This window comes from uncultured Thermus sp., assembly GCF_938010445.1.
Classification (GTDB): domain Bacteria; phylum Deinococcota; class Deinococci; order Deinococcales; family Thermaceae; genus Thermus; species Thermus altitudinis.
Genome location: NZ_CALLUR010000173.1, coordinates 1 through 13,308 on the forward strand (window position 1 = coordinate 1; position 13,308 = coordinate 13,308).

Annotated in this window: 16 protein-coding genes; 3 read left to right on the top strand and 13 right to left on the bottom strand. The window is 66.8% G+C overall.

The genetic code is table 11. The features are described 5' to 3' along the window. Positions 1-2,366: DNA polymerase III subunit alpha (dnaE, locus tag Q0693_RS09595; protein WP_298631227.1), on the bottom strand; the 2,366-nt coding region annotated here is incomplete at its 3' end. Between the two features lie 151 nt (positions 2,367-2,517). On the opposite strand from dnaE, the gene Q0693_RS09600 reads away from it, so the two are divergent. Then, positions 2,518-3,078, top strand: a complete 561-nt coding sequence (locus Q0693_RS09600) for a 5-formyltetrahydrofolate cyclo-ligase (RefSeq protein ID WP_298631230.1) — start codon at positions 2,518-2,520, stop codon at positions 3,076-3,078. Here the strand turns inward: Q0693_RS09600 and Q0693_RS09605 are convergent. The 5 genes from Q0693_RS09605 to dnaX all read right to left on the bottom strand — a co-directional run bounded on the left by Q0693_RS09605 (position 3,075) and on the right by dnaX (position 8,536). Continuing rightward, positions 3,075-3,989, bottom strand: a complete 915-nt coding sequence (locus Q0693_RS09605) for a 2-oxoacid:ferredoxin oxidoreductase subunit beta (RefSeq protein ID WP_298631233.1) — start codon at positions 3,987-3,989, stop codon at positions 3,075-3,077. The genes Q0693_RS09600 and Q0693_RS09605 overlap by 4 nt on opposite strands. Before the next feature lie 2 nt (positions 3,990-3,991). Continuing rightward, positions 3,992-5,845 carry a 2-oxoacid:acceptor oxidoreductase subunit alpha gene (locus tag Q0693_RS09610; protein WP_298631236.1) on the bottom strand — a complete coding sequence of 618 codons (1,854 nt, stop codon included), beginning with the start codon at positions 5,843-5,845 and terminating at the stop codon, positions 3,992-3,994. Between the two features lie 73 nt (positions 5,846-5,918). Continuing rightward, positions 5,919-6,413 carry an HD domain-containing protein gene (locus tag Q0693_RS09615; RefSeq protein WP_298631239.1) on the bottom strand — a complete coding sequence of 165 codons (495 nt, stop codon included), beginning with the start codon at positions 6,411-6,413 and terminating at the stop codon, positions 5,919-5,921. A gap of 4 nt (positions 6,414-6,417) precedes the next feature. Further along, positions 6,418-6,699, bottom strand: a complete 282-nt coding sequence (locus Q0693_RS09620) for a metal-sensitive transcriptional regulator (protein ID WP_243030012.1) — start codon at positions 6,697-6,699, stop codon at positions 6,418-6,420. A gap of 7 nt (positions 6,700-6,706) precedes the next feature. Then, complete coding sequence (dnaX, locus tag Q0693_RS09625) at positions 6,707-8,536, bottom strand: DNA polymerase III subunit gamma/tau (protein WP_298631243.1); 1,830 nt, start codon at positions 8,534-8,536, stop codon at positions 6,707-6,709. 17 nt (positions 8,537-8,553) lie between these two features. Here dnaX and Q0693_RS09630 point away from each other — a divergent pair, with 17 nt between their 5' ends. Together Q0693_RS09630 and argB are read left to right on the top strand one after the other, a co-directional pair. Next, entirely contained in the window at positions 8,554-9,045 is a 492-nt protein-coding gene (locus Q0693_RS09630) for a hypothetical protein (RefSeq protein ID WP_298631246.1), read from the top strand. Continuing rightward, positions 9,038-9,784, top strand: coding sequence for an acetylglutamate kinase (gene argB / locus Q0693_RS09635; RefSeq protein ID WP_298631249.1), 747 nt, complete (start codon positions 9,038-9,040; stop codon positions 9,782-9,784). The genes Q0693_RS09630 and argB overlap by 8 nt, the downstream gene beginning before the upstream one ends. Here argB and Q0693_RS09640 read toward each other — a convergent pair. From Q0693_RS09640 to Q0693_RS09670, 7 genes are all read right to left on the bottom strand, one after another. Then, the gene (locus tag Q0693_RS09640) at positions 9,774-10,277 is read right to left on the bottom strand and encodes a type 1 glutamine amidotransferase domain-containing protein (protein ID WP_298631252.1); all 504 of its coding nucleotides are present in this window, start codon (positions 10,275-10,277) and stop codon (positions 9,774-9,776) included. The genes argB and Q0693_RS09640 overlap by 11 nt on opposite strands. Further along, positions 10,240-10,710: a CoA pyrophosphatase gene (locus Q0693_RS09645; RefSeq protein WP_243028084.1), complete on the bottom strand. Its 471-nt coding sequence runs from the start codon at positions 10,708-10,710 to the stop codon at positions 10,240-10,242. The genes Q0693_RS09640 and Q0693_RS09645 overlap by 38 nt, the downstream gene beginning before the upstream one ends. A 29-nt stretch (positions 10,711-10,739) precedes the next feature. After that, a complete protein-coding gene (locus Q0693_RS09650; RefSeq protein WP_298631260.1) occupies positions 10,740-11,336 on the bottom strand; it encodes a MazG family protein in 597 nt (198 codons plus the stop codon). Continuing rightward, entirely contained in the window at positions 11,311-11,754 is a 444-nt protein-coding gene (locus Q0693_RS09655; protein ID WP_243030017.1) for a hypothetical protein, read from the bottom strand. Before Q0693_RS09655 ends, Q0693_RS09650 begins: the two co-directional genes overlap by 26 nt. Next, complete coding sequence (locus Q0693_RS09660; protein WP_243030018.1) at positions 11,754-12,092, bottom strand: YbjQ family protein; 339 nt, start codon at positions 12,090-12,092, stop codon at positions 11,754-11,756. The genes Q0693_RS09655 and Q0693_RS09660 overlap by 1 nt, the downstream gene beginning before the upstream one ends. Positions 12,093-12,102: 10 nt before the next feature. Next, positions 12,103-12,852: a hypothetical protein gene (locus Q0693_RS09665; protein ID WP_243030019.1), complete on the bottom strand. Its 750-nt coding sequence runs from the start codon at positions 12,850-12,852 to the stop codon at positions 12,103-12,105. After that, positions 12,849-13,308, bottom strand: a 460-nt coding sequence (locus Q0693_RS09670) for a nitrous oxide reductase accessory protein NosL (RefSeq protein ID WP_298631257.1), incomplete at its 5' end; no start/stop codon positions are given. The genes Q0693_RS09670 and Q0693_RS09665, both read right to left, overlap by 4 nt.

Genomic DNA, 13,308 nt, shown 5'->3' on the forward strand with positions numbered 1-13,308 from the left:
TCCTTGGCCCCCCGCACGAAGCGCTCCCGGTGCCTTTGCATCTCCTCCACCTTCTTCTTGCCCATGGCCCGGCGGAGGAGGTCCGCCTCCCCCAGGGAGTAGCCGGCCACCTGGGAGGCGATCTGCATGATCTGCTCCTGGTAGACGGGGATGCCGTAGGTCTCCTCCAGGATGGGCCTTAGGTACTTCTCCGCATGGGGGAACTCCGCGTAGCTCACGGGCTCCTGGCCATGGTGGCGGCGGATGTAGGTGGGGATGTGCTCCATGGGCCCCGGGCGGTAGAGGGAGACCAGGGCGATGATGTCCTCGAGGCGCCGGGGCTTAAGCCCCCGCACCGTGGCGGTCATGCCCCCCGATTCCAGCTGGAAAACCCCCTTGGTCTCCCCCCGGGCAAGGAGGGCGAAGGTCTTGGGATCGTCCAGGGGCAGGCGGTCGTAGTCCAGCTCCACCCCCTTGGACTCCTTGACGATCTTCTTGGCCTCGTCCAGGAAGGTGAGGGTGCGCAGGCCCAAAAAGTCCATCTTCAAAAGCCCCAAGGCCTCCACCGCCCCCATGTCGTACTGGGTCACGGGCCGCCCCTCCTGGTCCCGCATGAGGGGGACCAGGTCCGTGAGGGGCTCCTGGGCGATCACCACCCCAGCGGCGTGCACGGAGGCGTGGCGGTTCAGGCCCTCCAGGCGCATGGCCACCTCTATGACCTCCCGCACCTTGGGGTCCTTTTCCATCTCCGCCCTTAGCTCCGGCACCAGCTCTATGGCCTCGGCCAGGGGCTTGGGCTTGCCGAACTGCACGGGGATCAGCTTGGCCAGCTCCTCCGCCTTCTTGTGGGGGATGCCGTAGACCCGGGCCACGTCCTTGAGGGCCGCCTTGGAGGCCAGGCTGCCGAAGGTGCCGATCTGGGCCACCTTGTCCTCCCCGTAGCGCCCGCGCACGTACTGGATGACCCGGTCCCGCTCCCGGTCGGAGAAGTCGGTGTCAATGTCCGGCATGGAAACCCGCTCGGGGTTCAGAAAGCGCTCAAAGAGGAGGCCAAAGCGCAAGGGGTCAATGTTGGTGATCCCCACCGCATAGGCCACCAGGCTCCCGGCGGCGCTTCCCCGGCCCGGCCCCACGGAAATCCCGTTCTGCCGGGCCCAGTTGATGTAGTCCTGCACGATGAGGAAGTATCCGGGGAACCCCATGCGCTCAATCACGGAAAGCTCGTAAAGGGCCCGGTGCAGAATGGCCTCCGCCGTCCACTCCCGCACCCCCTCTAAAGGGGGCAGCTGGGCGCGAAGGGCTTCCCAGGCCTCCCCTTCCACCTGGGCCAGGGCCTCCGCCAAGGCCTCCCCGTCCCCGTGAGGGGGGATGCGGCCCAGAAGGCGGAAAACCTCCCGGTAGAACCCCTCGGTGATGCGGTCTGGATAGCGGAAAAGAAGCCCCTTAAAGGTGAGCTCCCGCAGGTACTGGGCCTCGGTCCGGCCCTGGGGAAGGGGAAAGCGGGGGATGCGGTAGACCATCTTGTCCCCGATGGGCAGGTCCACGTTGCACATGCGGGCGATCTCCACGGTGTTGTCAAAGGGCTCATCCCCCCATTCCTCCTCGGGGAGCATGGCCCGCATCTCCTCGGGGGTCTTCACGTAAAACTCGTCGCAGGGGAAGCGCCAGCGCTCGGGGTCATCCAGGGTGCTTTTGGACTGAATGGCAAGAAGCACCTCGTGGGCCCGGGCGTCCTCCTTGCGCACATAGTGGCCGTCGTTGGTGGCCACCATCCCCAGGCCGTACTTCCGGGCAAACTCCTTGAGGACCTGGTTCACCTTCCTTTGCTCAGGAAGGCCGTGGTTCTGGATCTCAAGGAAAAAGCGGTCGCCGAAGATGGCCAGGTACTCGTTCAGCCGGGCCTCGGCCAGGTCCAGGCGGTCTTGCAGGATGAACTGGGGGATTTCCGCCCCCAGGCAACCGGAGAGGGCAATGAGCCCCTCCGAATGCTCCCGAAGAATCTCCCGGTCTATGCGGGGCTTCTCGTAAAAGCCTTCCAGGTAGGCCCGGCTGGCCAGGCGCACCAGGTTCTGGTAGCCCCTAAAGTCCTTGGCCAGAAGGGTTAGGTGGAAGTAGCCGCCGTCCAGGCCCTTACCCCTTTTGCGGTCAAAGCGGCTTTCCGCCGCCACGTAGGCCTCGTAACCGATGATGGGTTTGATCCCCATGGCGGTGGCCTTTTTGTAAAACTCCACCGCCCCGAAGAGGTTGCCGTGGTCGGTCATGGCCAAGGCGGGGTCCTCGGGGGAGACCTCCTTCACCCACTGGAGGAGGTCGGAAAGCTTCGCCGCCCCATCCAGGAGGGAAAACTGGGTGTGCTGGTGCAGGTGGGCGAACTTAAGGCGGCCCATGGGGTCCAGTCTACCCGGGGCCTGGGTATAGTGGTCTAGTGGAAAGTGCCCCCGTCCTCCCCCACGCCATCCCGGGCTTTGGATCCCAGGCCACCCCAAGGAACCCATCCCCTCCCGGGGGAAAGGGCGAGGCTTTATAGCCTAAAACCCCATGACCCTAGGCCAACTCCGGGAAGAAGTCTGGAACACCCTGGCCCGCTACGACCTGGCCCTCCACCCCACACCCCCCCACGGCCACCATCCCAACTTCCTGGGGGCCAGGAAGGCGGCGGAGCGCCTCCAAGCTACCCCTGAGTTCCAGAGGGCCCGGCTCATCCTGGCGGGGATGGATGCGGTCTTAAAACCCTTGAGGGAAGCGGCCCTAAGGGCGGGGAAAGCCCTCCTCCTCCCCCACCCCGACCGGCCAGGGGAGTTTTTGCTCCTCAAGGACCTGGACCCCAGGAAGCTGAAAAGGGTGCGGGAGGCCTACCGCTATGGGGCAAAGGCCAGCCTCGAGGGCCAGCCCATAGACCTGGTCCTCATCGGGGCCGTGGCCGTGGACGAGGAAGGGGGCTGGGTGGGGAAGGGCTACGGCTTCCCCCAGGCCTGGCTTTCCGTGGACGCCCCCTTCGCCACCCTAGCCCACGCCCTCATGGTCTACCCCAAGCTTCCCGTGGAACCCGAGCGCCGGGTGGACCTGATCGCCACCCCGGCGCGGCTCATCCGCCCCTAGAGGGCGAACTCCTTGAGGAGGCCCTCGAGGTCCAAAGGCTCCCGCTGGCCCAAGGCGGGGTACACCTCGGGGTAGCGGGGGAGATAGGCCTTAAGGCGCTCCTCAAAGGTAGGCACCTCCGCCTGCCAAAAGACCCCTAGGGGAATCCGCTCCCCCCACTCCACCGCCTTCTCCTGGAACTGGGCCATCTTCCTGTCCAGCTCCTCCGGGGGAAGGCCCTCGGGAACATGGGGGTCATACCCCTCGTCCTGGAGCCTATACAGCCTGGGGGCAAACCACTCCTTGGTGTGGAGGTCGTTGTAGGTGGGGCAGGGCTGGAGCACGTGGAGGAAGGCCAGGCCCTTGTGGCTTAGCCCCTCCTTGATGAGCTCCTTCAGGCCCTTGACATCGTAGGCGTAGCCACGGGCGATCCAGGTGTACCCGGAGGCAAAGGCCAGGAGGAGGGGGTTGATGCGCCCCTGGGGGTTGGGCTTGGGCAGGCTCTTGGTCTTCTCCCCCAGGCCCAGGGTGGGGCCCGCCTGCCCTTTGGTCAGGCCGTAGACCTCGTTGTCGTAGAGGATATAGAGCATGTCCACGTTGCGGCGGCCCGCGGCCACGAAGTGCCCCGCCCCAATCCCCAAGCCGTCCCCATCCCCCCCCACCGCCACCACGGTGAGGTGGGGGTTGGCCAGCTTGGCCCCCTGGGCCACGGGGAGAACGCGGCCGTGGAGGGTATGGACCCCGTAGACATTGAGGTAGTGCGGGGTTTTGGCCGAGCAGCCGATCCCCGAGAAGATGGCCGTTTGGGAAGGATCCCGCTTCAGCTCAAAAAGGGCCATCTGCAGGGCGGAGAGGATGCCGTAGTCCCCGCAACCCGGGCACCAGTCCGGCTGCTTTTCCGCCTTGTAATCCGCCAGCTTAAGCTCCAGCATGGTCAAACTCCTTTCCTGAGCACCAAGCGCTCGGGGGCCCTACCCGCAAGCACCCCTTTCAAGGCCTCCACCACCTCCTCCAGGGTGATGGGGCGGCCGTTGTACTTCACCACGCGGTGATGCACCCTCTTCAGGGTTTCCTGCTGCACCAGGTCCGCCAGCTGCCCCGAGTAGTTGTGTTCCACCGTGACCAGCCTCTTCCCCTCCAGAAGGGGGCCGATCTGGGGGAAGGGCCAAAGGAGCCTGAGGTGCAGGTACCCCACCCCCGGGAGATGGTCCAGGGCCTCCAGAAGGGTGCCCTTCACCGTGCCCCAGCCCAGGACCAGGACCTCCCCGTCCCGAAAGAGGGTGTACTGGTCCTCGAGGGGAATCTCCCTACGGGCGGTCTCTAGCTTCTGCATGCGCTTTTCCATCTGGTATTCCCGCAGGGCCACGTCCTCGGTGATGTGGCCTACGGGGTCGTGCTCGTCCGAGGTCATCCAGTAAAAGCCCCCGGGGGTACCGATGGGAATGAAGGGGGAAATCCCGTCTTCCGCGGGCCCATACCGCTCATAGGGGCCAAAGCCCTCGTGCCTGGGCCCAAGGCGCTTTTCCCCGTCCAGGGAAAGCACCCTTAACGCCTCCTTGGGAAGGCTTTGGGCCATGGAGGCCAGGAACTTGTCCACCAGGTGCACCACCACCGTCTGGTAGCGCCAGGCCCAGGCCAGGGCCTTTTGCGCATCCAAGAAGGCGTCCTGGATGTCCCCTGAGGCCAAGACAATCCTGGGATACTCCCCGTGCCCACCCCGGATGGCGAACATCAAGTCCCCCTGCTCGGTGCGGGTGGGAAGGCCGGTACTGGGCCCGCCCCGCTGGTAGAGGGTTACCACCAAGGGGGCCTCAATCATGCCGGCAAACCCCATCCCCTCGGCCATGAGGCTGAAGCCAGGCCCGCTGGTGGCGGTGGCCGCCTTGGCCCCGGTGAGGGCGGCCCCCACGGCCATGGTCACCGCGGCCATCTCGTCCTCCGTCTGGACCACGGCCACGTCCGCCCCGGTAAAGGCGGTGTGGGCCTCGAGGTAGGTGGACTCGTCGGTGGCGGGGCTTATGGGGTAGTAGGTCTGGAAGCGAAGCCCCCCGGCCAGCTTCCCCAAAGCAGCCGCCTGGGCCCCGGTAAGGTAGACCCGGCCCGGCTCGTAGCCGTTCAGGTGGAGCTGGAAGGAAAGCTTGGGCATTTCCTCCCGGTAGACCGCCTGGGCCACCCGTTGGTTTAACTCCAACACCTTGCCCCTAAACTGGAGGGCCAGGGCCTCCAGCAGGGGGTCTAGGGGAAAGCCCAGGAAGTGGAGGCTGGCGGCCACGGCGATGGTGTTCAGGGTGCGCCGGGCCTGCAAGGGGGGCACCCCCAGCTCCACCCCGATCCGGTCGGCCACCTCCTCGTAGGGATAAGGAAGCGGCTGAACCCCTGCCTCCACAAAGGCCGCAAGAAGGTCTTGGAGACTGGGGTTGGCTTTACGAAAGCGTTCCGCCAGGGCATCGGCCACGCGGTGGTCCAGCATGGGTAGGCCCCGCACCGTGAGCCCTAGCACCTTGGGGTCGTAGAGCAAGACCCCTCCAGGCCGGACCTCGTCCAGGTGCCGGGCCAGGGTCTCCCCATCCAGGGCCACCAGCATGTCCACCTTTTCGCGGAAGGCTCCCACCGGTTTTCGCCCTAGCCGCACGTCCAGATAGGAGTGCCGCCCCATGATGTTGGAGTGGTACTCCCGCTTGGTGGCCACCCACCAACCCCCCTTGGCCACGGCCCGGGCAAACAGGGTGGCCGCCGTCTCTATCCCGCCCCCTTGGGGGCCGCCCACGCGCCAGGTGAAGTCTTCCATAAGCCCTCCTTCGCTCTTTGATACCCTACTCCTTAAGGGTGGTTCTTGGCTAGGGGCTTTTGCCCAAAGGGGGCTACTCCTCCTGGTCCGCCTGGTGGAGCCTCCGGCCCCAGAGGCTTTGCGGGCGGTGGTGCTCCAGGACCAGGGCCCGCACCTGGGGATCCCGGATGCGCTCCGCCGCGTACAGGGGGTGGTGGCGACGCACCTGGAAGGCGCCCCAAAACCCCCGCCGCAAAGGGTAGGGGGGTACGTTGGGCGCATAAAGCCCGGTGAGGATGCGCTCCAGGGGGCGGTAGGGCCTCAGGGCCTTTCCCGCATCGTGAAGGAGCGCCGCCCGGATGACGAAGGCGGGGGCGTCGGGGTGGTCCCTAAGGAGCCTTTTGGCCACCCGGACCGCATGGGCCCTATCCCGGGGGTCCATGGCCAGGTACAGGGTGCGCTCCTCCCCCTGCAAAAAGGCCAGGGCAAAGGCATCGTCCCCCCCTTCCCCTTGGGGGAAAAAGGCCAAGAAGAGGCGCCAAAGCCTCTTTGGCCAGCTGCGAAGCGCAAGGGGCTTTCCGCTAGGCAAGGGGCTAGATGAACTTCTTCAGCATGGTGGCGATTTCCTCGGGCTTTTTGGGATCCACCTTGCCCTCGGAAACCTCGGCGGCACACACGTTTAAGAACTCTTCCAAAATAAGAGTGGCCGCCGCCTCCATGGCCTTTTTGGTGGCGGTCATCTGGGTGAGGACCTCGTCACAGGGGCGCCCTTCGGCCACCATCTTCTGCAGACCCCGCACCTGGCCTTCTATACGCCGTAGCCGCTTGAGGATGTTCTCCACGGTCTCTTGCCCGAGCTCGGTGGTCTTGGTCATGGGGGCATTATATACCAGTACCCCCTATGTCGTCTTCGCTCACGGGTTCCTCGGCCTCGGGAGGCCTGGGCCTGCGCACCCAAAGGAGCCGCGCCCCCAGGAGGCGGGTGATCTCCGCCAGGCGCTGGTTGGGATCCTCAGGAGGCCTGGGGGGTTCCTCCGCCGGGGCATCGGGTCCGAAAGGGACCGGCCGGCCGGGCCAAGGGGCTTGGGCAGCAGGCAGCCTTTCGCCAGGCTCGGGCCAGGCCTCCCTCGGCTTCTCCTCCCCTTCCGGCAGGGCTTGGGCGGAGGGCTCGGAGGCCTTAGGCTCTTCGGCCGGCCCACCCTGGGTGGGTTTCTCCCCGGGCAATGGCCGGTTTCGGGAAAGGGGCCTAGGGTTTAGGCTTTTTTTTTCCAGGAGGAAGACCACCTCTTCCACCCCGAAGTGGGCCCGTATCAGGGGAAGGAGGGAGGCCTTTTGCTCCTCGGCCCGCTTGTGGTGGAAGGCCTTGCTCTCGGGAAAGCGGAGCACAAGGCGCCCCTCTTCCAGACTTGGCCGGGCCTCGCGGAGGAAGGCCCTTAGGGTGGGCTTCAGGGCCTCGAGGAAGGCCCTCCACCTCCCGGCCTGATCCCCCTCCTCCCCCCCGGGGGGACCCGCCTCCTTGAGGCTCGGCGGCGCCAAGGGCTGGGTGGGGTGGAACTCGGGCAGGTCTTCCCCGGAGGCCGCGGGCTCACGCCGAGGCGTTGGCCCCTCGGGCACAAGAGCCCCCACCTGGGCCGCTTCCCCCGCAGGAAGACCCGCCGCGGGCCGGACCACCCCCACAGCTCGCCCGGAGGGGAAAGCCCTTGCCGCCTGCAGCAGGGCCGCCTCCAGGGCCAGGAGGTCCGAGCGCTTGGAAAGGCGCTCCATGGCCTCGTCCAAGGCGGTGAGGGCCCCCAGCAGGGCCTCGGGAGGGGCTTCCATCCCCTCTCCCGGCAGGCCGTAGGCCGCGTACAGGGCCTCCCGCATCACCTCCATAAGCCCCCCCACCAGGCTTCTCGGGGCAAAGCCCTGGGCGTAAAGCCCCCTGGCCTCGGAGAGCACCTCCTTGAGGTCCCCCCGGACCAGCCCCCGGGCCAGGCGGGAAAGGGCCTCCTTGGGCGGAAGGCCCAAGGCCTCCTCCACCCGCTTCCGGGTCAGGGGGCCCTCCAGGAGGAGCAGGCGGTCCAGGAGGCTTTCCGCATCCCTAAGCGCCCCGTCCGCCAGCCGGGCCACCAGGAGGAGGGCCTCCTCCTCCGCCTCCCTGCCCATCTCCTGGAGGACGCGCCGGAGCTTGGAGGCGATCTCCTCCTCGGTGAGGCGGCGGAAGCGGTAGTGCTGGGTGCGGGAGAGGATGGTGGGGGGCATCCTCTCCGGCTCGGTGGTGGCGAAGACGAAAAGGACGTGGGGTGGAGGCTCCTCCAGGGTCTTCAAGAGGGCGTTGAAGGCGCTTTTGGAGAGCATATGGGCCTCGTCCAGGATGAAGACCTTCTTGGGGGCGGAAAGGGGAGCCAGAAGCACCTTCTCCCTTAACTCCCGCACGTCCTCCACCGAGTTGTTGCTGGCGGCGTCGATCTCCACCACATCGGGATGGGCCCCTCTTTGCACCGCCTGGCAGTGCGGGCAGACCCCGCAAGGGCGCACCTCCCCCTGGCACCCCACGGCCATGGCCAGAAGCCTGGCGGTGGTGGTCTTCCCCACCCCTCGAGGGCCCGAGAAGAGGTAAGCATGGGCCAAGCGCCCTTCCCCTATGGCCCGCATGAGGGGTTCCTTCACCTGCTCCTGGCCCACCACCTCCTGAAAGGTGAGGGGGCGGAGCTTGCGGTAGAGGGCGCTCACAATGGCTAGTATAGGGCTTGGTGCGGAGCTTTCTCTCCTTCCACGTGGCGGCTCCCTGGGAAGAGGTGCGGGCCTGGGCCCAGGGGCAAACCCAGGGGGCGGGGGTCTTTCTGGTCCCGGACCCCCCCTGGGTGAGCCTGTACCACGAGGCCCTCGAGGCCCAGGAAGACCCCCAGGCCATCCGGGCCTTCCTCCAAGAGCTCTCCCACCTGGGAAGGGCCCTGGCCTTCCTGGTCGTGGCCGAGGAGGAGCTTCTCTTCCTCCTTGCGGAAAAGGGGGAGATTAAGGCCCAACTGGCCCAGGGGGCGGAGCTGGGGCCCAGGCTCCAAGCCCCTGCGGACCTCAAGCCCCTGCTGGAGAAAGCCGCCTCCATGCCCCCCCTGAGCGCGGTCCAGGCCCTGGCCACCCACTTTGGCCTCCACCCCGACCACGCGGCCTTGGGCTTTTTGGACCTGTTGGAGGCCGAGGAAGAGGGAGGCCTGCCGGAGGAGGTGGTCTACCTTGAGTGAACCCTTGTTGGTGAAGGTGGGCGGAAGCCTACGGGGTGCCGAAACCCTCCTAGACGAGCTTGCGGGCTACCCAGGCCCCCTGGTGCTGGTACACGGGGGTGGGCCGGAGATCGGGGCCTGGCTTTCCCGCCTGGGCCTGGAAAGCCGCTTTGAGGGGGGCCTGAGGGTAACGCCTCCTGAGCACATGGAGGTGGTGGAAATGAGCCTTTGCCTCACGGGAAAGCGCCTGGCGGAGGGCCTTTCCCGAAGGGGAAAAAGGGCGCTTTCCCTTTCCGGGCGGGATACCCTTTGCCTAAAGGGGAGGGCCCTAGCCCACCTGGGCCGGGTGGGGGAGGTGGTGGGGGTGGAGGTGGGCGTGCTCCTGGACCTCGTGGAACAGGGCTACACCCCCCTCCTGGCCCCCATCGCCCTGGACGAGGCAGGCCCCTTAAACGTCAACGCCGACACCGCCGCGGGGGCGGTGGCCGGGGCCTTAGGGTGGCCCGTCCTTTTCCTCACGGACGTGCCCGGGGTCCTCCAGGACCCCCAGGACCCCAAAAGCCGCCTGCCCCGCCTCACGCCGCAGGAGGTGGAGGAACTCAAGGCCTCTGGGGTGATCCAAGGAGGCATGATCCCCAAGGTGGAGGCGGCCTTGAACGCCCTTAGGGCCGGGGCTCCCTGGGCGGCCATTGCCCGGGGGGAAAGGGGGGTACTGGAGGGCGTCCTAAAGGGGGTGTGGGGAACCCGCTTTACCCTTTAGCCAATAGCTCCAAAAAGGCCCGGAGGAAGCCGGGGAGATCCTTGGGCCCCTGGGCGGTTACCAGGTTTCCATCCACCACCACCCCGGCCTCCTGGTAAAGCCCCCCGGCGTTTTCCAGGTCGTGGCGGATGGAGGCAAACCCCGTGACCCTTCGCCCGCGCACCAGTCCGGCGCTGATCAAAACCCAGCCCGCATGGCAGATGGCCCCGATGGGCCTGCCCTCTTCCGCCACCCTTCGCACCAAGGCAAGGACCTCGGGGCTTCGCCGCAGGTAATCGGGGGCAAAGCCCCCGGGGATAAGGAGGCCCGCCACCTCCCCTACCTCCCGGGCTGCCACCTCCGCCTTCCAGGCAAAGCCGGACTTGGCCCTGTACTCCCGGACGTCGGGCCCGATGACCAAAGGGGTGTAGCCCGCCTCCTGGACCCGGTAGTAGGGGTAGAGGAACTCCCGCTCGTCAAAGAGATCGGCCAAAAGGATGCCCACTCGCCTCACGCCACACCTCCAGGAACTCCTTAAGGATATTTCCGGTCACCCCCCAGATGTCCACCCCTCGCCAGGGAAAGTGCCAAACGGTCCGGCCCTGGCGCACCTCGCTCCAGGGGGTTATCCCCAGGAGCTCCTCCACTGGGGCCAAGAAGGCCTCGGCCACCTCGAGGGGGTTAGGGCGTAAGGGAGGAAGGTCTTCCCGGAAGACCACCACCGGCTGGACCAAGAAACCCTGGGGGGAAAACCCTGGGGAAAGGTAGCCCAAGGCCTCCAGCCCCCCTAGCCCCACCTCTTCCGCCGCCTCCCGCAAGGCGGCCTCCAGGGGGGTTTCCCCTGGCTCCACCACCCCTCCGGGGAAGCTCACCTGGCCGGCGTGGGTGGGCAGGTGGGGGCTACGCAGGGTGAAAAGGAGGCTCTCCCCCAGGAGGGGCACGGCCACCGCCGCCAACCGAAAGCCCGGAGGAAGGGCTAGCCCTCCCGGCAGGCTTTGTGGGAGCGCCGCCTTAAGGCGGTCTCGGGGTCCAGGCCCCGTTTGGCGAAAAGCCCCACCAGGTTCCAAAGCGCCTCCTCGAGGTCCCCCCTCTCCAGGGCCATCCTTAGGCCCTCCTCGCTTCCCGGATCCACGCCCTTTCGCTGCAGCTCGTAGGCCCGAAGCAGGGTGGGAAGGTGCTTGGGTAGGCCACAGGGCTCCTCCTTCTTCCCCTCCTCGGCCTTTAGCTCCTCCCAGCGGGCCTTCACCTCCTCTGGGGTCTTGGCCCTGGCCTCCCCGAAGACGTGGGGATGGCGGCGGATGAGCTTTTCCACGATGCTTCTTTCCACGTCCTCATAGGTAAACCGCCCCTCCTCCTCGCCGATCACGCTGTGAAAGGCCACCTGCAGGAGCACATCCCCAAGCTCCTCCGCCATCTCCTTGGGGTCCCCATCCAAGAGGGCATCCGCCGCCTCGCTGGCCTCCTCCAACAGGTAGGGGACGAGGCTTTCGTGGGTCTGGGCCCGGTCCCAGGGGCAACCCCCGGGCCCCCGAAGGCGGCGCATCACCTCAAGAAGCCGTTCCATGCCCCCTATTCTCCCTCAGGAGAACCCCCCCCGCCAGGGAAAGCCCCACCAAAAGGAGGGAAAGGGGGTCCAGGGAAGCCGGCTCCAGCACCCACCCCGTGGGGCCCGGGGTGGGCAGGCCCAGGGTGCGGCTGAGGAGGAAAAGGGCCAAAAGAAGCCCCACTAGAAACCGGCCCAGGCGAAGCCAGGCTGGGCCTACGGGCACCTCCAGTAGGGGCAGGAGGAGGAGGGAAAGGCCATACCCCAGCTGCAGGGCCAAAAGGCCCATGAAAAGGGCCCCGTACCAAAACCCCGGGGTCTTTAAGGCCAAGGCGGGGTTTTGTACCAGGAAAAGCTCCCCGCAAAGCCCCCCGCCCAAGGGGGTGTTGCCAAAGCCCAGGAGTTGGAGGAAGAAGGGCAGGAGGAGAAGGAGGGCGGCCAGGCGCATTACCGGGGCTCCCTTACGGGCTCCAAACGCACCGCGGTACCGTAGGCCAGGATTTCCGCCGCCCCTTGGAGCACGCTGGCCGTGGCGTACCGCACCCCCAAGACGGCATGGGCCCCCAGGCGCCTGGCCTCTTCCCGCATCCTGCGCTCGGCTTCCTGGCGGGCCTCCTTCAGCATCTCCGTGTACTCGGGGATCTCCCCGCCCACCAGAGTACGCAGGCCCGCCAAAAGGTCCTTGCCCAGGTGTTTGGTCCGCACCGTACTCCCCTTGACCACACCCAGTACCTGCACCACCCGGTGGCCGGGCACCTGGTCCAGGGTAGTGAGCAGGATCTCCATGGCCTCCATGCTACCGGTCCCGGCGGGCGAAGACCAGGGCACCCAGCAGGGCCAGAAGGACCCCCAAGAGGACCAGGTAGAAAAGCCCTAGCCAAGGCCCCACCGCCCCTAGGCGCTCCGCCACCAGGTACCCTATGGGCCCCGTGAGCACCGGGGCCTTAAGCCCAGCCAGGAGCCCCACCCGGTGGATCTCCTGGGGGTTCAGCAGGAGGGCCAGGGTGAGGAGGCCTTCCAGGGGATACTCCCTAAGGCGCACCGCCAGGGCCACCACCATGGGCCCATAGAGCACGTTGAGGAGGCCAAAAAGTCCAAAACCCAGCCCCAAGGCCCGCCTCTCCTCCAAGGTCAGGGCGGCCAAGAAGGCGGCAAGCCCGGCCCAGAAGGCCAAAACCCCCACCCCCGAAAGGAGAAGCCACAAGGTGGCCTTCCCAGAGAGGCCCAACACCCCCGCCCCCAGAAGGAGGCCGGGAAGAAGGGGCAGAAGAAGCCCCAGGAAAACCCCCACCACCCCCTCCCCAAAGCCCCGGAAGGCCCCCACGGGAAGCCCTAAGAGGAAGGCCCACTCCTCCCTCGAGGCCAAAAGGGGCAGAGCCAGGGCCAGGACCAAGGGGGGCAGGAGGAGGAGAAGCCCCGAGTAAAGCCCCACCAGCCCCACCCCTTCCCCCCGGCCCAAGAAGCCCAGGGCCAGGAGGGGAGGGAGGAGAACAAGGCCTAGGGTCCAGGGGTTACGGGTTACCTCCTTAAAGAAAAGGGGGCTCATGGGGCCTTGGAAGGGGTGAACACATCCGCAGGCACCCAAGGACGCCTTTCCCCCTCCTTCAGGGCCTGGGCCCAGGTCAGAACCCGCCCCCCCGCCCGCTCGGGCCGTTCCTTGAGGTGTTGTTCCAAGGCCTCCCGGCGGCTGAAGACCAAAAGGCCTGAGCCCATGGGGGTGCGGATCTTGGGGTTGTGGTAGAGGAGGGCCTTTTCCGCTTCCACCCATTTGGGAGCAGTTCGGGTGCTGAGGACAAAATCCGCCAGGTACACCTCCTTGGCGGTGAGGCTTGGCCCTCCCCAGCCGTTTAGCTGGTCCAGAAGGCAGGCGGGGTCGTCGTAGAAAAAGGCCTTCCCCTGGGGGTTCACCGCCTGGGCCGCATGGCGGGCGTCCAGGATGGTCATGAAGCAGTAGGGGCAGGCGTCCACCCCCACCCTTAAGGTCCGGGGGGCCGCCAAGGCC

Bases quoted from the DNA above. Each gene is read 5' to 3' on its own strand.
- Q0693_RS09665 (WP_243030019.1), bottom strand. From the start codon at position 12,852: ATGAGCCCCCTTTTCTTTAAGGAGGTAACCCGTAACCCCTGGACCCTA.
- Q0693_RS09655 (WP_243030017.1), bottom strand. From the start codon at position 11,754: ATGCGCCTGGCCGCCCTCCTTCTCCTCCTGCCCTTCTTCCTCCAACTC.
- Q0693_RS09605 (WP_298631233.1), bottom strand. From the start codon at position 3,989: ATGCTGGAGCTTAAGCTGGCGGATTACAAGGCGGAAAAGCAGCCGGAC.
- Q0693_RS09610 (WP_298631236.1), bottom strand. From the start codon at position 5,845: ATGGAAGACTTCACCTGGCGCGTGGGCGGCCCCCAAGGGGGCGGGATA.
- Q0693_RS09600 (WP_298631230.1), top strand. From the start codon at position 2,518: ATGACCCTAGGCCAACTCCGGGAAGAAGTCTGGAACACCCTGGCCCGC.
- Q0693_RS09620 (WP_243030012.1), bottom strand. From the start codon at position 6,699: ATGACCAAGACCACCGAGCTCGGGCAAGAGACCGTGGAGAACATCCTC.
- Q0693_RS09660 (WP_243030018.1), bottom strand. From the start codon at position 12,092: ATGGAGATCCTGCTCACTACCCTGGACCAGGTGCCCGGCCACCGGGTG.